Source organism: Streptomyces shenzhenensis (genome assembly GCF_021462265.1).
In the GTDB taxonomy this organism is placed as follows: Bacteria; Actinomycetota; Actinomycetes; order Streptomycetales; family Streptomycetaceae; genus Streptomyces; species Streptomyces shenzhenensis.
Map to the genome: position 1 here is coordinate 1 of NZ_JAJONF010000068.1, position 20,098 is coordinate 20,098.

Annotated in this window: 12 protein-coding genes and 1 pseudogene; 10 read left to right on the forward strand and 3 right to left on the reverse strand. The window is 71.0% G+C overall.

Annotation, left to right across the window (positions count from 1 at the left end; genetic code table 11):
• Positions 1–114: 114 nt before the first annotated feature.
• Together LQ326_RS43620 and LQ326_RS43625 are read right to left on the reverse strand one after the other, a co-directional pair.
• A pseudogene (locus tag LQ326_RS43620) lies at positions 115–309 on the reverse strand (CorA family divalent cation transporter); the annotation flags it as partial.
• Between the two features lie 645 nt (positions 310–954).
• Positions 955–2,139 (reverse strand): hypothetical protein, encoded by a 1,185-nt coding sequence (locus LQ326_RS43625; RefSeq protein WP_234544639.1) that lies wholly within the window; start codon positions 2,137–2,139, stop codon positions 955–957.
• A 308-nt stretch (positions 2,140–2,447) separates the two neighbouring features.
• Between LQ326_RS43625 and LQ326_RS43630 the strand changes: the two genes are divergently transcribed.
• Both LQ326_RS43630 and LQ326_RS43635 read left to right on the forward strand, forming a co-directional pair.
• The gene (locus LQ326_RS43630) at positions 2,448–5,792 is read left to right on the forward strand and encodes a right-handed parallel beta-helix repeat-containing protein (protein ID WP_234544640.1); all 3,345 of its coding nucleotides are present in this window, start codon (positions 2,448–2,450) and stop codon (positions 5,790–5,792) included.
• The gene (locus LQ326_RS43635; RefSeq protein ID WP_234544641.1) at positions 5,789–7,075 is read left to right on the forward strand and encodes a S8 family serine peptidase; all 1,287 of its coding nucleotides are present in this window, start codon (positions 5,789–5,791) and stop codon (positions 7,073–7,075) included. The genes LQ326_RS43630 and LQ326_RS43635 overlap by 4 nt, the downstream gene beginning before the upstream one ends.
• 263 nt (positions 7,076–7,338) lie before the next feature.
• On the opposite strand, the gene eccCa is transcribed toward LQ326_RS43635, so the two are convergent.
• Positions 7,339–11,271, reverse strand: a complete 3,933-nt coding sequence (gene eccCa / locus LQ326_RS43640) for a type VII secretion protein EccCa (protein WP_234544642.1) — start codon at positions 11,269–11,271, stop codon at positions 7,339–7,341.
• A 319-nt stretch (positions 11,272–11,590) separates the two neighbouring features.
• Here eccCa and eccD point away from each other — a divergent pair, with 319 nt between their 5' ends.
• The 8 genes from eccD (at position 11,591) to LQ326_RS43680 (ending at position 20,098) form a co-directional block, all read left to right on the forward strand.
• Positions 11,591–12,991, forward strand: coding sequence for a type VII secretion integral membrane protein EccD (eccD, locus tag LQ326_RS43645; protein WP_234544643.1), 1,401 nt, complete (start codon positions 11,591–11,593; stop codon positions 12,989–12,991).
• Between the two features lie 54 nt (positions 12,992–13,045).
• Positions 13,046–14,629, forward strand: a complete 1,584-nt coding sequence (gene eccB, locus LQ326_RS43650; RefSeq protein ID WP_234544644.1) for a type VII secretion protein EccB — start codon at positions 13,046–13,048, stop codon at positions 14,627–14,629.
• Positions 14,630–14,850: 221 nt separating this feature from the next.
• The gene (locus LQ326_RS43655) at positions 14,851–15,189 is read left to right on the forward strand and encodes a hypothetical protein (RefSeq protein WP_033285066.1); all 339 of its coding nucleotides are present in this window, start codon (positions 14,851–14,853) and stop codon (positions 15,187–15,189) included.
• A 45-nt stretch (positions 15,190–15,234) separates the two neighbouring features.
• Positions 15,235–15,558, forward strand: a complete 324-nt coding sequence (locus tag LQ326_RS43660; protein WP_234544645.1) for a WXG100 family type VII secretion target — start codon at positions 15,235–15,237, stop codon at positions 15,556–15,558.
• A 116-nt stretch (positions 15,559–15,674) separates the two neighbouring features.
• A complete protein-coding gene (locus LQ326_RS43665; protein ID WP_234544646.1) occupies positions 15,675–16,124 on the forward strand; it encodes a type VII secretion system-associated protein in 450 nt (149 codons plus the stop codon).
• A gap of 86 nt (positions 16,125–16,210) precedes the next feature.
• Positions 16,211–19,279 (forward strand): AAWKG family protein, encoded by a 3,069-nt coding sequence (locus LQ326_RS43670; RefSeq protein ID WP_234544647.1) that lies wholly within the window; start codon positions 16,211–16,213, stop codon positions 19,277–19,279.
• The gene (locus LQ326_RS43675) at positions 19,276–19,725 is read left to right on the forward strand and encodes a YbaB/EbfC family nucleoid-associated protein (RefSeq protein WP_234544648.1); all 450 of its coding nucleotides are present in this window, start codon (positions 19,276–19,278) and stop codon (positions 19,723–19,725) included. The genes LQ326_RS43670 and LQ326_RS43675 overlap by 4 nt, the downstream gene beginning before the upstream one ends.
• A gap of 7 nt (positions 19,726–19,732) precedes the next feature.
• On the forward strand, positions 19,733–20,098 hold the full coding sequence (locus LQ326_RS43680; protein WP_234544649.1) for a hypothetical protein: 366 nt from the start codon (positions 19,733–19,735) through the stop codon (positions 20,096–20,098).

Genomic DNA, 20,098 nt, shown 5'->3' on the forward strand with positions numbered 1-20,098 from the left:
GACGGCGGGACTGAGCGCCGGGGCGTCGTGGGCGGCGCGGGGGCAGAGCGGGGTAGCCGACCAGCGCGGCGAGGATCGCCGCGGAAGCTTCGCCTGGGTCGGCGAGCAACCCTGGAGCCAGTCCCGTCGCTTGAAAATCACGTACAAACTGGCGCAAACAATCCCCATGAGGCCGGTCGCGAAGGGGTGTCCGAGTGCCCAGTGCAACTCCGGCATCTCCCGGAAGTTCATGCCGTAGATCGTGCCGACCAGCGCCGGAGCAAACAGAATCGCCGCCCACGAGGAGATCTTCTTGAAGTTGTCTTCCTGGTGACGATGACCTGCGACGATGCGGCACCAGTCGCCTCTGACCTACGCGGATGACTCTTTCTGCGTCTTTCAGGGGCATGCCGTGTTACGCAGCTGATTCTCCCCACGCGCTCCCCAGCGGCGCTCATACTCCCCAGATTCTCCCCAGCGGAGGCCACGACGGGAGACACGGAGTACGGGATCTGCTGTTCAGCTGGCGGCTTGCGGCAATCGCGACGAGTTACTGGCTGGACGAGCGTTGCCTATTGACTGCGCGATCTGGTCGTCGTCCGCGAAGCGAGCAGGGGGCGTGGGTGAGGCGCTCACGGCAAAGCTGGTGTCCGTGCGGTGGTTGGGCGTCAGGATGCAGATCATCGGAAGGGGATGCGGGCGAAGCTGTTGTGATCAGATGTCGCGGAAGAGACCGGGCGCCCCTGTGACCTGCCACGCCGGCGGGCTGTGCCCTGCTGACTTTCGGCTCTACGCGGCAGCACGGGCACCTCGAACGCCCCATCGCCGATGAGGGTGCTGGCACCTGGATGGTGAGCGACTGGCGCCCGGCCGATGCCTTCCGGGATCGTGAGCTCCTGATGATCGACGCGCTGGTCCGCATCGTGCGCGGGGACGAGCCCGAGCAGGCGCCGGCCCGGACGGAGTCCGGGCTGGTCAGTGCACGGTGTTGGTGGCCCAGATCGCCGTCGACCCGAAGTAGATCACCATGTTGCCGTCGCCCTGGAGCCGGAGCGTGGCGCCGTTGTGGCCGGCCGTGTTGCTGGCCCAGACGGGACGGTTGCCGGAGGTGTAGACGACGAGGTTGCCGTCCGCCTGGAACACCGCGTGGTAGTTCGAGCCGAAGGTCATGGTCGCCCAACGGGCCTTGTTGTTCTCGTCGTACAGCACGAAGTTGCCGTCGGACTGCATGCGCAGCCGGGCCTTCTTCGCGTTGAGGGACTGGCCGGCGTTCAGCACCCGGGTGGCCGTGACAAGGATGTCGGACGGCAGGGTCGGCTTGGACGTGGTGGTCGAACTCGTCCCGGACTTGGCCGTCGACTTGGTCTTCTTCGGCTTCGGCGGCGCGGCCGGCTTCTTCGTCCTCACCGTCGTCGGCTCGCTCACCGGCTGCGCCGCGGACGTCTTGGCCGCAGCGGTGCGGTGGGGAAGTGCCTGGGGTGTGGCGGACCGGGCGGGAGCGGAGGGGCTGGACGACGCGTAGGCCCCGGCGTCCTGGGTCGCGCCGCCGCCGAGGACGGTGCCTGCCTGGTCTGCCACGACCCGGTCGTGGTTCTCCGGCGTCCGGTCCCGGCTCATCAGCAGCCCCGGTACGGCGATCAGCAGCGCGCCGAGCACCGCCGCACCGGCCAGCAACGGGCGGCCGGGACGACCGACGGCCGCGGCCGCGGTGTCACCCGTGGTGGGGCCGTCCCCCTCGGGCACACTCACGGCCAGCGCGGCGGCGGGGCCCTCGGCCCGGGCGGCAGCGGACTCCGCGCCGGTGGGCTCCTCCGCCGTAGGGCCACTGGTTGGCGTCTCGGCCTCGGCCTGTGCCGCCGACGTCGTGGACGGGCTCGACTCCGCCGTGACGGCTGCCTCGGAGGGCTCCTCCGCGACGGACGCGGCCGAGAGGGCGCCGGGAGAACCGGATGAACCGGCTGTCCCCGGGCGGGACTCGGGCGTCCCGCCCGCTGCGGGCTCCGGCGTCGTCTTCTCGGCCGTGGCCTCCGCCGCCGGGGCCGTCGGCCGGCTCGGCTTCGCCGCGACGGACGGGCTTCCGGGGAAACCGGGCGCGCTCGTCCGGGCCTTGGCCGCCTCGCCCGGCGCGCCGCTGTCCTCGGCCGACGCTGCCCCAGGCATCGCCGCCTCCGCCGGAGTGGCCGCCGCAGAGGTCTCTGCCGCTGTCTTCCTCGCGGTCGGTCCGGTTCGGTCTGTCATCCGCCCTGTCCGCCCCCATCGCCCAGCAGTCCGTCGTGCGTGTGAGTGGACAATCCTTGTCACACTCATATACGCGCGTGTGTCAACGACGTTTCCTTTCCCACCAGTTAACAATCGACACGTGCAATCTGCAGAGCTGGTAAGGCTGTTGTGCGACGGCACATAATTCGCCGTACGGCATGATGGGGGTGGCTGCAGCCGACGGGTGCCGACACGAGGAGGTCAGCTGAGTGCGCCAGGTACTGACGGTCTGTCCGGAGGGCACCGGGGATGCCCGGACGATCGGAGATGCCCTGGCCAGGGCGCGTGGCGGCGCGGTGTTGAGCGTGCGCCCGGGGACGTACGAGGAGAACCTCGTCGTCACCAGACGGGTGACCATCGTCGCCGAGCAGGCGCGCGGCAGCGTGCGGTTGGCGCCGCGCAAGGGCATCGTGATCTCGCTGCGCGTGGACGCGGTGATGCTGACCGACCTGGTGGTGCAGGGGCAGGACGAGGAACAGCCCGCCGTGGACGCCTCGCACGGGCAGGTCGCGATGCAGGGCTGCGACCTGTCCGCTGCCTCGTGGACGACGGTCCTGGCCCGCAACTCCGGTTCCCTGGCGCTGCGTGAGTGCCGGATCTCCAACCGCACCGGCGCCGGTGTCGTGGTCACCTCGCCGACCGAGAGCTCGCTGGAGTCCTGCACTCTCGAACACTTCGGCACCAGCGGTGTGGTGATCGGCGAGCGCGGCCGGGCCACCCTGCGCGGCTGCACCGTGCGCGACGCGCGCGGCAACGGCGTGCTCGCCAACGGCGACGCGCAGGGCTCCGTGGAGGACTGTGACCTCGCCTCGACGGACAAGCCCTCGCTGGCACTTGAGGAGCGCAGCGCGATACGGGTGCTGCGCACGGTGATCCGCGACACCTCGATCGGCGCGCACGTGACCAGCGCCGCCCGCTGCGAACTGGAGGAGGTGCGGGTCACCGGCTCCAGCGGCCCCGGCATCCTCGTCTCGCACGGCAGCGACCCGGTGCTGATCCGCTGCCGCACCGCCCGCACCACGGGCAACGGCCTGCTGGTGACGGACCGCTCGCGCGGCACCTACGAGGACTGCTGGCTGACCGGCGCCCAGATGGCGGCGCTGCGGGTGGCCGGAGCCTCCTCGCCCACGCTGACCTCGCTGACCGTCCGGGACGGGGAGTCGGACGGCGTGCTCCTCGACGAGGACTCGGCGGCCGAGCTGGAGCGCGTGGAGATCGTCGACGTCAAGGGCACCGGTGTGGTGATCCGGGGCAATGCCAACCCGCTGGTGCGCCGGGCCCGGATCACCGGGGCGGGCGGCTCCGGTGTGTCGGTGCGCGCCGGCGGGCGCGGCCGGGTGGAGGACTGCACGGTGGAGACGCCGGGCGGTGCGGGCGCGGAGGTCGCGGCCGGCGGCAACGTCTACCTCGCGGGATTCCGCGTCAACAACCCCGGCGGTGCCGGTCTGGAGATCGGCGGCGAGGGCACGGCGGCGATCCGCGACGGCGAGCTGGTCTCGGCCGGCGGCTGCGGTGTACTCGTGGACTCCGGCGGCGAGTTGACGGCCAACCGGGTGCGGACCGCGGCCGCGTCCGAGCACGGCTTCCTGGTCCGCGACGGCGGCCGCGCCTCCCTGAACGGCTGCGAGGCCGCGGGCAACGGCCGCGACGGCATCCGGGTCGAGTCCGAGGCGCCGGTGTCCGTGGTGGGCTGCACGGTCCGCGACAACAGGGGCGGCGGCCTCGTGCAGGCCAAGGCTGGCGGCCGACTGGCGGTGGAGAACCTCACCAGCACCGGCAACGAGTCCCGCGACGCCTGGGGCTTCGGCGAGGCCGAGGGCACCGACCCGGCGGGCACCGTACCGGAGTCGGAGGGACCCGGACGCCCGGACGGACCGATGGCCGCGCTGGAGGGTCTGATCGGCCTCGACAACGTGAAGGAACAGGTCCGCACCCTCGTCAACCTCACACAGCTGGCCCGGCGCCGCGCCCAACTCGGCATGTCCGCACCGCCGATGAGCCGCCACCTGGTCTTCGCCGGCCCGCCCGGCACCGGCAAGACCACCGTGGCCCGCCTCTACGGCACGATCCTCGCCGAACTGGGCGCCCTGCGCTCCGGGCACCTCGTCGAGGTCTCCCGCGCAGACCTGGTCGCCCAGGTCATCGGCGGTACCGCCATCAAGACCACCGAGGCCTTCGAACGGGCCCTGGGCGGTGTCCTGTTCGTTGACGAGGCGTACACCCTCACCTCCGACTCCCGTGGTTCCGGCGCCGACTTCGGGCGCGAGGCCGTCGACACCCTGCTGAAGCTGATGGAGGACCACCGCGAGGACGTGGTTGTCGTCGCGGCGGGCTACTCCGACGAGATGCGCAGCTTCCTCGGCTCCAACCCCGGCCTGGCGTCGCGTTTCTCGCGGACCGTCGAGTTCGAGAACTACTCCGTGCCGGAGCTGGTCGAGATCATGGAGAGCATGTGCGTACGCCACCAGTACGCGCTCGCCGACGAGACACGCCACGCGCTCGCGGTGCACTTCGAACGCATACCGAAGGACGCCGGGTTCGGCAACGGCCGCGCCGCCCGGCAGGTGTTCGAGGAGATGGTGGACCGGCAGGCCGTACGGCTGGCCGCGCTCACCGATGTCACCGAGCAGGATCTCTCCCTGCTGCTGCCGCAGGACATCAGCGAGGAGGCGGCCCGCACCGCCGCCGACGGCCCGAACGCCACCGACCCCGGTGACGACGCGCTGAGCAGGCTGGCCGCGCTGGTCGGACTCCACGCGGTGAAGCGGGACGTCACCGACCTCGTCAACCTGGTGTCGACGGCCAAGCAGCGCGAGGCCGCCGGACTCCCGGTGCCCCGCCTCAGCCACCACCTCGTCTTCACCGGCCCGCCCGGCACCGGCAAGACCACAGTGGCCCGCCTCTACGGCGAACTCCTCGCCTCCCTCGGCGTGTTGCCGCGCGGCCAGTTGGTCGAGGTGTCCCGCGCCGACCTCGTCGGCAGATACGTGGGCCACACCGCGCAGTTGACCCGGGAGGCCTTCGAACGCGCCATGGGCGGCGTCCTGTTCGTCGACGAGGCCTACACCCTCACCCCGCGCGAGGCGTCCGGCTCCGACTTCGGCCGGGAGGCGGTGGACACCCTGCTGAAGCTGATGGAGGACCACCGCGACAAGGTGGTCGTCATCGTCGCGGGCTACACCCAGGAGATGGAGACCTTCCTGGCCTCCAACCCGGGCCTGTCCTCCCGGTTCTCGCGCCGTGTCGAGTTCGCCGACTACTCCTCCGACGAACTCGTCACCATCGTCCGCGAACATGCCGTACAGCTCGGCTACGAGTGCGCGGCCGGACTCGGGCCGGTGCTGCGTCAGCACTTCGACTCACTGCCCCGCGACCGGTCCTTCGGCAACGCGCGGACCGCCCGCCAGATCCTGGAGCGGATGATGACCCGGCAGGCGGGCCGGCTCAGCCGGCTGGCCGTGCCCAGCCTCGACGACCTGCGGCTGCTGCTCCCGGAGGACCTCGCCGACCCGGCGAGCGCCTCCTCCACCTACGGCGGGGCGGCCCGGGCATGACGACGACCCGCGGCCAGGTCTCCGCGGCCGCTCTGGCACTGCTGCTGACGGCTTCCGCGAGCGCGCTCGGCGCCGGGTCCGCGGCGGCGGCCGGCGGCACGGTCCGACTGCCCGTGCTGCCCTCGCGGTTGGACGCCGGCACGGCCTGTACGGCGGGCTCCGGCCAGCGGGCCGCCGACGTGCCCTGGGAGCAGGTCTCCCTCCAGCTCAGCCGGACCTGGGAGTTCACCTCGGGTGCCGGAGTGACCGTCGGCGTGGTCGACACCGGGGTCTCGGACTCCGCGCCCGCGCTGAAGGGGCGGGTGACGGCGGTCGGTGACGCCGGGACGGACTGCGTGGGACACGGCACCTTCGTGGCCGGGCTGGTCGGCGCGGCCGTAGAAGACGGTGTGCGGTTCGCGGGTGTGGCGCAGCAGGCGCGCATCCTCGCGGTGCGCGGCAGCGACGCGCGAGGGGCGGTCACCGCCGAGCGGGTCGCGGACGGTATCCGGGCCGCCGTGGACGGCGGGGCGAAGGTGGTGACGGTGTCGGCGGCGCTCAGCGGCGACACCGCCGGGCTGCGGTCGGCGGTGTCGCTGGCCGCGAAGAAGGACATCCTGGTGATCGCGGCCGCCGTACCGGACACCCCGGCGACGGTGACCTCGGCGACGGACAGCCCGCCCGCCCGCGACTACTACCCGGCCGCCGACGACGGTGTGCTCTCGGTCCTTGACGTGGACGTCGAGGGCAAGCGGCCGACCGGCGCGTACACCACCGACAGCGCCGCCATCGCCGCGCCCGGCGACGGCGTGGTCGGCATCGGCCCCGCGAAGAACGGCCACTACATCGGCTCCGGGGCGTCCCTGGCCGCCGGGTTCGTGGCGGGGGCGGCGGCGCTGGTGCGCTCCGTCCACCCGGAACTGACGGCGGCGCAGACCGCGAGCCTGCTGCGCACCTCCGCGTACCCGGCCGACGTACCGCGCCTCGACCCGTACGCGGCGGTCACCTCGGTCCTCGCCGGCGCCTCGGCACCGGCCGTCGCCGCCCCCGCCGCCCCGGTGCACCTGCCGGCCGACAAGGCGGCCGGACCCCTCCGTCGCGCCCTGTGGCCCGCTTCAGCGGGCCTCGCCGTGATCATCACGGTGGTGTGGCTCGGCCTGGTCCTGCCCCGGGGCCGCCGTCTGGGCTGGCGCCCGTCCAAGCCGGACGACGCGGCGGCGCCGGAAGGCTCGGAATCCCCGGCCGGCACGCCTGACACGGCTACGGCGGTCACGGCGGGGGGCGGGGGGCCCACGGGGGACTGAACGCGGGGTGGTGACACCACCGGCAGCGGGGCGCGCGGACGGGCAGCTCCGGACGAGGCCCTTGAACCGGTCCGTTGGTGAGATTCCCCGACGCTGCTTCGCGGCGCGGGTGGAACGGACGGCTGACGGCTGGGGAGCCGCTGAGGGCCGAGTGCCCGGGGCGCCCTGGACGGCCGGGCGTCCCGGGGCGCTACGGAGAGTCGTGAGATCGGGGGCGGAGCCCGTGCGGGCCCGCCCCCGATCGGCTCACCTCGGCCTGTTCGTCACTCCTCCGCCCCCGCCGCCAGCGCCGTCTGGACGAGGGACGGCTTGCGGCGGACGATGTGAAGGGCCCGGCCCGGAGGGAGGACGCGCGGCTTGACGTTGCCGAAGACGTAGCCCTCCGAGGGGGAGCAGGACATCAGGACGCCGGGGGTGTTGACCTCGTCGAGGCGGCGCAGGAGTTGGTCGTTCAGGCCGCGGCCCGCACCGGTCGCGGAGCGGGCGACGACCACGTGCAGGCCCAACTCGTGCCCCAGCGCGAGGTGTTCGAAGAGCGGCGCGAAGGGGTGGTCCATGACCGTGCCGCCGCCGACCATGTCGTAGTCGTCGACGAGGACGAACAGCCGGGGGCCCGACCACCAGTCGGCCTGCCGCATCCGCGCCGGGGTGATCTCCTGGCCCGGCACCCGGGTGCGCAGCGCCTTCGCGGAGCCGCCGACGAGTTGCTTGAGGGTCTCCAGGGCCACCGCGTGACCCAGGCGGTACTCCTCGGGCACGGCGTCGACCAGGCCGCGCCGGTAGTCCACGACCAGGATGCGGGCCTCGGCGGGGGAGTAGCGGGCGACGACCGCGTCCGCGACCAGTCGCAGCAGGTTGGTCTTGCCGCTCTCCGTGTCTCCCACGGCCACCAGGTGCGGGTTGCGCGAGAAGTCGTGCCAGACGGTGCCGAGGGTCTCCTCGTCCTGGCCGAGCGCCAGCTTGAGGCTGAGACCGTCGCCGCGCTCCGGCTCGGGCAGTTCGACCGCGGGCAGCCGGTGCGGGAGCATCCGCACCTGCGGGGCACGCGGCCCGTGCCAGGCCGAGGCGATCCGGTCCACCAGGTCCGCGACGCCTTCGCTGAGCGTCTCGTGGTCGGTGGAACCGTCGCCGCGGGGCAGCGCCGACAGGAAGTGCAGCTTTGTCTCTACGGTGAGACCGCGGCCCGGGATCTGGGGCACCGCGCTCGCCTTGCGGATGTCCACCACGGAGTCCATCGGGTCGCCGAGCCGCAGTTCGAGCCGGGTCGCGGACTGGTCGCGGACCGGGGCGGTGAGTTCCAGCCAGCGGGCGGTTGCGACGATCAGGTGGATGCCGTAGTTGAGACCACTGGTCGCGATCTGGTTGAACGTGGGGATGAACTGGTCGAAGTTCTGGCGGACCGCCGACCAGCCGTCGATCACCAGGAAGATGTCGCCGTGCGGTTCGTCGGGGAACTCCCCGGCGGCCCGACGGCGCCGGTAGGTCGCCATCGAGTCGATGCCGTTGTCCAGGAAGAACTGTTCGCGCTGGGTGAGGACGGCGGTGACCTCGGCGACCGTACGGCTGATCCGCTCGGTGTCGAGGCGGGCCGCGACCCCGCCGACATGCGGCAGACCGGTGAGCTGGGAGAGCGTGCCGCCGCCGAAGTCCAGGCAGTAGAACTGCACTTCGCGCGGGGTGTGGGTGAGGGCGAGCGCCATGATGAGGCTGCGCAGCACCGTCGACTTGCCGCTCTGCGAACCACCCGCGACGGCGACATGGCCACCGGCCCCGGCGAGGTCCACCACCAGCGGGTCACGGCGCTGGTCGAACGGCTTGTCGACCAGACCGACCGGTACCCGCAGCCGTCCGGTGCCCGTCCAGCGGGACGCGGTCAGACCGCGGTCCGGGTCCTCGTCGAGACCGCCGAGCAGGACGTCCAGCGGGGACGCGGTGTCCAGTGGCGGCAGCCACACCCGGTGCGCGGGCGGCCCGGAGTCGCGCAGCCGGTCCAGCGCCACGGACAGCAGGCTCTCGGTGCTCTCCTCCGCCTCGGGCTCCGGCACGATCGCGGCCGGCGCCGGAGCGCGCGGCACGATGTACCCGGTCGACCAGGGCACCACCTGGGTGGCGACCCGGGCCTGCGCGACGGCACCGCCGCGCCTGCGGTAGGGGCCGGACACATAGGCGGCGCGGAACCGGGTGAGGGCCTCGACGCCGCTCTTCAGATAACCGCTGCCGGGTTGGGAGGGCAGTTCGTACGCGTCGGGGACACCGAGGACACCCCGGGACTCCATCGCGGAGAACGTGCGCAGACCGATCCGGTACGACAGATGCGACTCCAGCTGGTGCATACGGCCCTCGTCCAGGCGCTGCGAGGCCAGCAACAGATGCACGCCGAGGGACCGGCCGAGGCGGCCGATCATCACGAACAGCTCCATGAACTCCCGGTGCGAGGCGAGGAGTTCGCTGAACTCGTCGACGACGACGAACAGACTGGGCAGCGGGGCGAGATCGGCGCCGCCGGCCCGCGCCCTCTCGTACTCCAGCGCCGAGGTGTAGTTGCCGGCGGACCGCAACAGCTCCTGGCGGCGTATGAGTTCGCCGTGCAGCGCGTCCTGCATGCGCTCCACCAGGGCGGCCTCGTCGGCGAGGTTGGTGATGACGGCGGAGGTGTGCGGGAGTTCGTCAAGACCGAGGAAGGTCGCGCCGCCCTTGAAGTCGACCAGGACGAAGTTGAGGGTCTCCGAGGAGTTGGTGAGCGCGAGACCGAGGACCAGGGTGCGCAGCAGCTCGGACTTGCCGGAACCGGTGGCGCCGATCAGCATCCCGTGCGGGCCCATGCCGCCCTGCGCGGACTCCTTGATGTCCAGTTCCACGGGCCGTCCGTCCGCGCCGACCGCGACCGGGACACGCAGCCGGGCGGAGCCGCTGTGCCGCCGCCACAGTGTGTCGGGGTCCAGCCGGTGCAGGTCGGCGATGCCGAGCAGGGTGGTCAACTCGGTGTCGTTGGACAGTGGTTCGACCGCGTCGGAGGACAGACTCATCCGGTACGGCGCGATCAGCCGGGCCAGCGACTCGGCGGCCACCGGACCCACCCGGTCGGGGCGGCCCAGGACCGTGGTCTGCTCCTTGCGGCTGCGGTCGGTGCGCACCAGCGCGACGGTCTCCGGGGTCACGTCGAGGCGCAGTGTGGTGCGGCCGGGCCGCCAGGTGAGGGTGTCGGACAGGTCGAGGACGATCGCGTTGCGGAAGCCGGGGCCGTCGAAACGGTGGCCGGCCGGGATGCCCGCGCCGTCCACCACGACCACCACCAGCGGCTCGTCACGGCCGGGCACCGCGTCGGGGTCGAACGCGGGCCGCTCGGAGAACTCGCTGCCGAGCTGGTCCTCCAGATCGGTGAAGGCCGAGGCCACCATACGCAGTGGGCCGGCGCCGTCCGTTTCCTGAGGGTGCTGGTTGTGCGGCAGCCACTTCACCCACTCCCACTCCGCGCGCAGCTCGTCGGCGGTGCAGATGGCGATCCACAGCTCCTCCGGCGGGTGGAACAGGGCGAGTTGGGACAGTGCGGCGCGGAGCATCCCGCGGGCCGCGGCGCGGTCACCACGGACCAACACCCGTGACCAGGAGCGCAGATACAGTGCGATGGGCTGGCCGGGGACGGTGCTGTAGGCGCGGATGAAGCGGCGCAGGGCGTGTGCGCACAGTGGTTCGAGGTCCTCGACCGGCTTGCTGGAGACCGGGGTGAGCCGCATCGCGAGCTGCTGGTCGCCGACCGCTATCCGGACCTCGCCGAAGTCGTCGTCCTTGACCCGGCGTTCCCACAGCCGCGTGGTGCGGACCATGCCGCGCAGCAGCCGCGGCTCGGGGTGGCGCCAGGCGAGCGCCAGCTGCTGCTCGACCACGGCGCGCTGCACGGTGCGCCTGCTCTGCGCCAGGTACCGGAGATAGTCCCGGCGCTCGCCGCGCAGCCGCTGTTTGCGGTCACCGGCCTTGCGCATGACCTGACCGACCATCATCGCGCAGACGGCCATCACCATCACGCCGAGCGCGATGTACATGAAGACGCCGCTGGACTGTCCCCCCGACCGCAGGAACATCATCATCATCGAGACCGACATCATTCCCATCGGCAGATACGTCCACACCGCGGACGTGTCCGGGACGGTCTCCATGAGGGTCGGCGGCTCCTGGAGGACCAACTCGCCTGCCGGCATGTCTGGTCCGCGACGGCGGGCAGGGCGACGGAACAGGACCACGCTCAACGCTTCGGGCTCCTAACGGACTTCGCGAACCGCGGCGGTACGTGGGGGTGTGCGCCGTGAGGTGACTCGGCACTCGCACGCGGATGACGCTGTCAACACCGTTCGTGGGGACTCCCGTTGACACGAGTCGTGGGGAGTGTCAGTAGTGTGCACCCCGTCAACTCCGTACGTCCATGTCACCCTCTGCTTCACAGGCACCCCTCGCTCCCCCCAACCCAGCACGCCGCGCCGCGTGCCCCCGTTTCGATGTTCAGGAGACGTGAGCCCCGGTATGACCGATACTTCCGTGACCGGACTGTGCCATCTGACCGTGCGCGCCCCGGCCCGCACCATCGACCTCGCCGTGCCGTCCGACGTGCCGGTCGCCGATCTGCTGCCCACGGTGCTGCGGTACGCGGGGGAGGAGACCGAGGAGAACGGTCTGGAACACGACGGCTGGATTCTCCAGCGTCTGGGCGGACGGCCGCTCGACGAGGAGGCGACGCTCGCCGCGCTCGGCCTGACCGACGGCGAGGTGCTCCATCTGCGCCCGCGCACCGAGGCGTTGCCCGAGGTACGGCTCGACGATCTGGTGGACGGGATCGCGGCGGTCACCCGGGACCGGCTGCACGGCTGGAGCCCCGAGGCGGCGAGGCGACTGCTGCGCGGCCTGATCGCGGTGGCGGTGCTCGCCGGACTGGTCCTGCTGGCGCTGCCCGGCGCCCCGACGTCACTGCGCGCGGCGACCGCCGTGGGAACGGGTCTGCTGTTGCTGGCCGGTGCGGCGTCGGCGAGCCGGGCGGTCGACGACCCGATGACCGGCACGGTCCTCGGCTTGCTGGCATCGCCGGCGCTCGCGCTCGCGGGCTGGCTGGTGCCGGGCGGTGAGCTGAGTGGTCCGCAGGCCCATCAGGTGCTGGGGGCACGGCTGTTGGGGGCGGCGGCGGCCTGGGCGGGCGGCGCGGTACTGGCCCTCGCGGCCTCCGCGGCGCGTACGCCTCTGTTCCTGGCGTCGGCGCTGGTGGCGTTCGCGACGGCCGTCGGCGGCGTGCTGATGACGGTGTTCGACGTACGCGTGGCGGCCGCGGCCGGCGTGGTCGCCGCGCTGACGGTCCTGCTCGGCGGCCTGGTGCCCGCCCTGTCGTTCAAGTTCGCCGGGATGCGGATGCCGGCCCTGCCCACCAACGCCGAGCAGTTGCAGGAGGGCATCGAGCCCTACCGGGGCAACGATGTCGCCGTACGGACCGAGTTGGCCGGCGAGTGGATGACGGCGCTCTACGGCGCGACCGGCGTCCTCGCGTCGGCCTGTCTGGTGGCACTGGCCCGGAGGCCGGGCCTCCCCGCGCTGCTGTGCGCGCTGGTGCTGTCCCTGCTGCTGCTCCTGCACGGCCGGGGTCTGGTGAACACCGCGCAGCGGCTGGTGCTGGTACTGCCCGGCGCGTGGGGTCTGCTGCTGCTGGCGTTCGGCTGGGGGCTGAGGCTCTCCGGCACCGAGCGGACGCTGCTGGTCGCCGGGCTGCTGGCGGTCGCGGCGGCGCTCACGGTGGCGGTGTGGACCGTACCGGGACGCCGCATGGTGCCGTACTGGGGGCGGGCGGCGGAGCTGCTGCACTCCCTGCTGGCGATCGCCCTGCTGCCGCTGACGCTGTGGCTGCTGGGCGTGTTCGGCACCCTGCGCGGCATCACGGGCTGACCCGCCCGGGAGGGCCCCGAAGAACAACCAGAACCACTCAGCCGGGAGGAAAGCGTGCGGTCGAAGCGCGACCAGGTGCAAGCGCACACGTTCATGATGGGCCGCCTGACCTCGGGCATGCTGCTGGCCGATCCGGACGCTCCGGAGAGCCCGTTGGGCCGTACCAGCCGGGGCGCGCTGGTCGGTGTGATCGTCGGTGTGCTGGTCTGTGCCGGAGCGCTGGTGTACGGGCTGATCAAGCCGGGCGGCAACGACGCCTGGCGCAGCGGCGACACCCTGATCGTCAACAAGGACACCGGCGCCCGCTACCTGTACAGCGAGGGCCGACTGCGCCCGGTGCGCAACTACGCCTCGGCCGTGCTGATCGGCGGCTCCGACCTGAAGACCACGTCGGTCGGTTCGAAGTCCCTGGCGGGCACGCCGGTCGGCAAGCCGGTCGGGATCACCGGCGCTCCCGACTCCGTACCGGCGCCGGGCGAGCTGGAAACCTCGCCGTGGCAGGTGTGCTCCTCGGGCTCCGGCACGCAGACCACCCTCGTGCCGGGCGCCCCGGTGGAGACGGACCCGATCGGCGTGAAGTCGGCGCTGGTGGTGCGGGGCCCGGACAAGCGCACATATCTGGTGTGGCAGGGCAGCCGGCTGGAGCTGGACAAGGACTCGGGCGCGGCGGAGTCCCTCGGGTACGGGCCGGTGACGCCCCGCCCGGTGTCGGCGGCCTTCCTGGACGCCCTGGTGACCGGTCCGAAGCTGGCCACCCCGAAGGTCGAGGGCCGCGGGACGGCGGGGCCGGAACTGGGCGGCCGGGCGACCCGCGTCGGGCAGGTGTTCCGGGTGGTGGCGGGCTCCGGGAACCAGGAGTACGTCCTCCAGAAGGACGGCCTGCACCCGGTGACCGATACTCAGTCGGCGTTGCTCCTCGGCGACCCGGACACCCGCAAGGAGGCGTACGACGGGGGAGCGCCGTCGGTCGTCACGATCGACGTCTCCGACCTGCGGGCCCATCAGGCGCCGGGCACGGCGGCGACGGACCCGTCGGTGGCCGGGCTGCCGGACAGCCCGCCGAGCGCGACCGGTCCCGCGGCCGGGGAGTCGGTGTGCGCCCAGGTCGACCCGGCCGACGGGCAGGTGCGGGTGACCTCGGTACGGGTCGCGGACTCCGCGCTGTTCCCGGCGGCGCAACCCGACACCACGGCGCTGACCGCGGCGTGCGTGGCGGTGGACCGGGTGGTGATGCGTCCCGGGCACGACACGCTGGTGCGGGCCCTGGGCGCGGCCGGTGGGACGGTCGGCGACACCACGTTCCTGGTCGGCGACGACGGGGTGAAGTACCGCATTCCGGATGCCAACGCGCTCGCCGCCCTCGGCTACGACGGGGCGACGCCGGTGCGCGTGCCGTCCACCCTGCTGTCGATGCTGCCGACCGGGCCGGAGCTGAGCGCGCAGGCCGCGGCCTCGGACTCGGGCGCCGGCGCGGCACGGGCGCCGGGCGAGGCCGCGCAGTGCGGCACCGGCGGATCCGGTCCCGGTGGGGCCGGTTCGGGTCCGGCCGCGTTCGCGGGGCGGGCCCCGGCGGGCGGTCCGGTGGACGCGCCGCAGTCGGGTCTGCGCTCCAACTCGCTGGCCGGGTACGCCGACTGACGGCTTTTCGCCGAAGGACATCGTGTTCACGTCAAACTGGAGCAGCTCCAGAACCGGAATCCGCGGAGCCGCGTGTTCCGGCCAGGTTGCCGAGCAGTAAAAGCCTCTGTTCCGAACCGGGCGGCAACCTCAGATCTCCCTCAGTTCGTTGCCAGCTTAACTTCCGTCAACCTACGCTCAGTTGAACTCATGCTGTAGATCGACTTACGAAAGGTGGGACGATGGCAGGAGACGGCCAGCAGTCAAGCGAAGGTTCGACCCGGAACGGAATCCAGGCCCTGGAGAGCGCCTTCAGCGGCATCGTGAAGATCCGTCAGGACGTCGACAGCACCCGTTCCACCCTGGGCAGCGGCTACCAGGGCAGCGACGGCGGCCAGTACGGCCAGCTCCTCGCGCAGTGGGACGGCCAGTGCAACGTCATCCTCAAGAACCTCGAGGACGTCATCGACCGGTTGAACCAGAGCCTCGTGGAACACAACAAGACCCAGGGTTCCTCGAACGACTCCATCAACCAGGCGTACAACGCGGCGCAGTCGGCCTTCGACCAGCTCGCCGGCTGACCTCGCGGTCACGTCCGATCCCCCATCGCGTAAGAGAGGCAAGCTGTGGCAGACAACCTGTCCGACGGTGTCATCTACGTCAGCTACAACCACATGGCGAACGCCGCGGACGACATGGTGGCGCAGACCAAGGCGATCGCGCAGACGCTCTCCAGCCTTGAGCAGGAACTCGGCGAGCTGTCCAAGACCTGGTACGGGAACGACGCCGACACCTACCGCCAGAAGCAGGCGGCCTGGGACAGCGCCGTGCAGAACATGGAGCTGCTGCTCACCTCGCACTCGCAGCTGCTGAACGAGATCTCCAACAGCTACAAGTACAGCGAGAACTCCCTCAGCCAGATGTGGTCCGAGGTCACGATCGGCCGCTGAGCCGTTCGGCCCCACCGCACCGACCGGTCGTCCGAGGTCGGTGCGGTTCAGGCACCTTCCCGTTCCGTCGCCGCGCCGTACGTCAGGACCGGCGCGTACCGCCCGCGGAGGCACCCATGGCAGACCTGACCCATCTCGACTCGACCGCGCTGAAGAACTTCAAGAACAACGACGTCGCCGACTTCATCAGCGATCTGCTGGCCATCCGCAAGGACAACGCGGGCGTCCGGTCCCTGAAGAACCTGGTCGCGGAGACCGGCGAGGGCTCGGCCGCGGGCCTGGCCAAGATCCTGCGGATCGGGCTGATGAACGGCGGCGACAGCAAGGACCCGGTCGGCGGGTCCACGCTCGTGGAGGCGCTCAAGACCCAGGCGGGCGCGCTGGACAAGATCCTCACCGGTCAGAAGACCCTCTTCGACGACATCGACGACGCCCTGGAGGAGACCATCACCACCCTGCTCAAGACCCAGGGCGACAGTCTCGAGTCGATCGACGGCGAGAAGCTGCTGGACATCTTCGACACCGTCGACGGCGACATGAGCGGCACCGACTCGAACAACTCCTGAGGCCGGCCCGCGGCCGGCCGGCCGCGGGCCCGCACCTCGTCCCCCCACTCAGTCCCCGCCCCTCCTCCGCAGTGGAGTGCCGCCCCATGGCCGACAGCACCAGCACTTCCGGGACTCCCAGCTACGACCCGGACGACTACTTCGCCCAGGCCGTCACCGACTTCACCGGCTACACGATCCCGCCCCGGTCCACCCTGTTCGACAAGCTCAGCAGCTCGAACAGCGACGACTTCTCCGACCTCAAGCTGTTCCGGATGGACATCCAGGGCATCTCCATGCGATCGGTGACCGCGGCCGACTACTCGGCGATCGGCGGCTGGCAGGTCAACAAGGGCGAGGACTACGACCTGGCCTTCTACGACGCCGGCGGGGACGGCGCGCACAACAGCGTGAGCATGAAGAAGGCCCGGATCGTGATGATCGGCGTCACCGTCGACGAGAACGGCCGCGCCACCCTCTGGAGCGGCGGGGAGGTCACCGGCGGCGGCGCGTTCGAAGGCTCGTACTCCCACGTCCAGTGGGACTCGGGGCCGATGGCGCAGTACATCTCGGGCAGCAAGCTGGTCCTCGACCACCTGCTGTCGCCGCCGTACTCGACGCAGGGCTTCTCGTACAGCGGACTGTCGGTCATCGATGACAACGCCGTCGACCTGCTCTCCTTCGAGACCACCGGGCAGTCCTTCGACCGGGTGGTGCAGTTCTTCAAGGACCACTCGGACATCGTCAACCAGTGGATGACCTCGCTCGGCGAGGACCAGGCGTCCTGGAAGGGGAAGGCGGCCAGCCTCTTCTGGCATCTGCTGGACGAGCTGAAGACCAACTACGACGGCTACGTCTCCCAGTTGGGCGGCCGCGAGTACACGGCGACCAACACCACCCTCGGCGGCACCGTCCCGAAGTCGAAGCTGAGCGACGCGCTGGCGGCGGCCCAACTCGCGCTGAAGGACGCGGTCACCGCCCTCCAGACCGCATGGACCAACTGGGCCTCGGACGGCCAGCACGACCCCCACTACCACGTGAAGAAGATCCTCGACGAGATCAGTCAGTGGGTCATCAACAACAACATCAACCACGTGCTGTCGTCGACGCACTCCACCTACAGCCAGTACGGAGGCGGCACCTACACCTCCTACTCCACCGATGCCGCCTTCAAGCAGTCCGTCCCCGGGTACGGCGACCTCACCCAGCACACCACCTGGCAGAAGGTCGCCGACGCCGCCGTCAAGAGCTGGTCGGACCACGCGGACAGCAAGCTCAAGCAGCCGGCCATCGACGCGCTCAGCGCCGTGAAGAACGCCTGGGCGGACGTGCAGGACGCCTTCGACGACGAGGTCAAGAACAAGAACACCGAGACGCTCGCCGAGGTCCTCCAGAAGGAGGAGAGCGACATCGCCGAGCAGGAGGCGAAGGACAACAACGACAAGCTCAACGAGAACCTTGACAACCTCAACAAGGATCTCAACAACATGGGCGACAACTTCAACAACCTCAACGACAACCTGAACGACAGCCTCAACAACATCGGTGACAACTTCAACAACCTCGGCAACAACCTGAACGACAGCCTCAACAACCTGAACAACGGTCTCGGAGACAACCTCAACAACCTCGGCAACAACCTGAATTCGAACCTCGACAACCTCAACCACGATCTCGGCAACAGCCTGAACAACGTCGGCAACGGGCTCGACAGCCTCGGCAACCTCAACGGCGACAGCCTGTTGAACGGCGGCGGCCCGAACGACCCCAACAGCCTCGTCAACAGCGTGCTGAACCCCCTCGGCCCGTCGCTCCTGAACCCCAACACGGACAAGAACGGCTCGACCACGCTGAACTCCCCGACCGGGGGCACCACCCAGCTCAACGGCGACGGCAGCCTCACCACGACGTTTCCGGACGGTTCCACCCAGACCATCGACCCGTCGACCGGCCTGGTCACCACCACCCACCCGGACGGCACCACCTCGGTCTCCCAGCTCAATCCCGGCAGCACCATCACCAACCCGGACGGCTCCACCACCACCCTGAACAGCGACGGCACCCTCACCACGAAGTTCCCCGACGGCACGAGCCGGACCCTCGACCCGACCACGGGCCAGGTCAGCACCGTCAACCCGGACGGCACCGTGAGCACGTCGACGCTCAACCCGACCGCCGGCTCCTTCACCACCCCGGACGGCTCGACGGCCCAGCTCAACTCCGACGGCTCGCTGACCACCCACTTCCCGGACGGCTCCACCGAGACCCTCAACCCGGACACCGGTCAGGTCACGGTCACCGACCCCTCGGGCCACGTCACCACCACGCATCTCAACCCGGGCGACACCTTCACCAACCCGGACGGCTCGACCACCACGCTCAACGACAACGGCACGCTGACCACCCACTTCCCGGACGGCTCCACCCAGACCCTCAACCCGGACACCGGCCAGCTCACCACCACCGACCCCTCCGGCCACACGACCACCACGGACATCGACGGCACCGGCCTGCCCTCGTCCTCGATCGACACCAGTGGGCTCAACGGCAACGGCATCGACACGAGCGGCATCGACACCAGTGGCCTCAACGGCAACGGAACCGACACCAGCGGCCTGAACACGACCGGGCTCAACAACGGTGGACTCGGCAACGACGGCCTCAACACCTCCGGCGGCGCGGACTCCGGTCTCGACAGCGGCTACGACGACTACGACAGCACCCCCTACACCGGCGGTGCGCTGCGCTCCGACGCCCTCGACGGGACCGCCCTCGCCGCCTCCGCCGGCACCCAGAGCGCGTCCGGCGGCACCCCGCTCAACCCGATGGGGATGGGCGGCATGGGAGGCATGGGCGGCGGCATGGGCGGCGCCGGCGGCGGGCAGGGCGGCAACAGCGAGCGCACCCGTGCCGTACTCACCGACCCCGCGGGCGGCGCCACCCGGCGCGGCCGGACCAACCGGGCGACCTCGGTGGACGAGGACGAGGACGTCGTGTACACCCGGCCCACCACGTCCAGCGCCCCGTACCCGGTGGGCGGGCCCGGCAGCAACGGCGCCGGCCAGAACGGGCGCTCCACGGAGAGCGGCGACCGGGCCCGCGAGGCGTGGCTCACCGAGGACGAGGACGTCTGGGGCACGGACGAGGGCGGTTCGCCGGCGGTGATCGGCCGATGAACAGCGAGTCGATCGAGCAGCGGCTGGCCAAGGCGATGGCCGAACTGGAGGCCACCGAGGCGGCGGTGGCGCGCGCGGAGAGCGAACTCGCCCACGCGGAGAGCACGGTGCGCTCGGCGGACCGCGCGGTCGAGGCGACCGTGACCGCGCAGGGCGACCTGATCGCGCTGACCTTCCTGGACGACAAGTACCGCACGATGCCCGCCGGTCAGCTCGCCGCGAGCGTGCTGGAGGCGGTGCAGGAGGCACGGGCCCGGATGGCCCGGCACGTCATGGCGACCTTCGAGCCCTTCACCAAGGCCAATCCCGAGGCACCCGAGATCACCGGTTTCGACGTGGACTGGAACAAGATCTTCGGGCCCGGTGTGCTGGAGGGCCCCAAGGGCGGCCGGCGGCGCGGGGCCGGCCGGCTCCGCGACGAGATCAACGAAGACCCGGAGGACTGAGGACACGATGTCGGAGAACGCCTACTTCGCAAGCCCCCCGGCGCTCATCGCCGGCACCCAGCAGATCGAGCAGATCAGCCGGCTGGCCACGGAAATGATCAACGAGTTCATCACCGACGTGTCGTCCACCTCCGGCTGGCCGGGGCACGACGACAGCTACGCCAAGCAGATGCTGCCGCAGGAGAAGCAGCAGCGGGAGGGCTCGGTGAAGACCGGCTCGTCCCTGTCCGAGGCGATCGTCGGCGTGGGCGACGGCACCCTCGCCAACCTGAAGAGCGTGCTGGGCACCCAGAGCGGCGTACTCGACGCCATCCACAGCTCCAGCATCAACACGGGCGACACCAGCGGTGGTTCGCACGGCGGAAAGCACTGA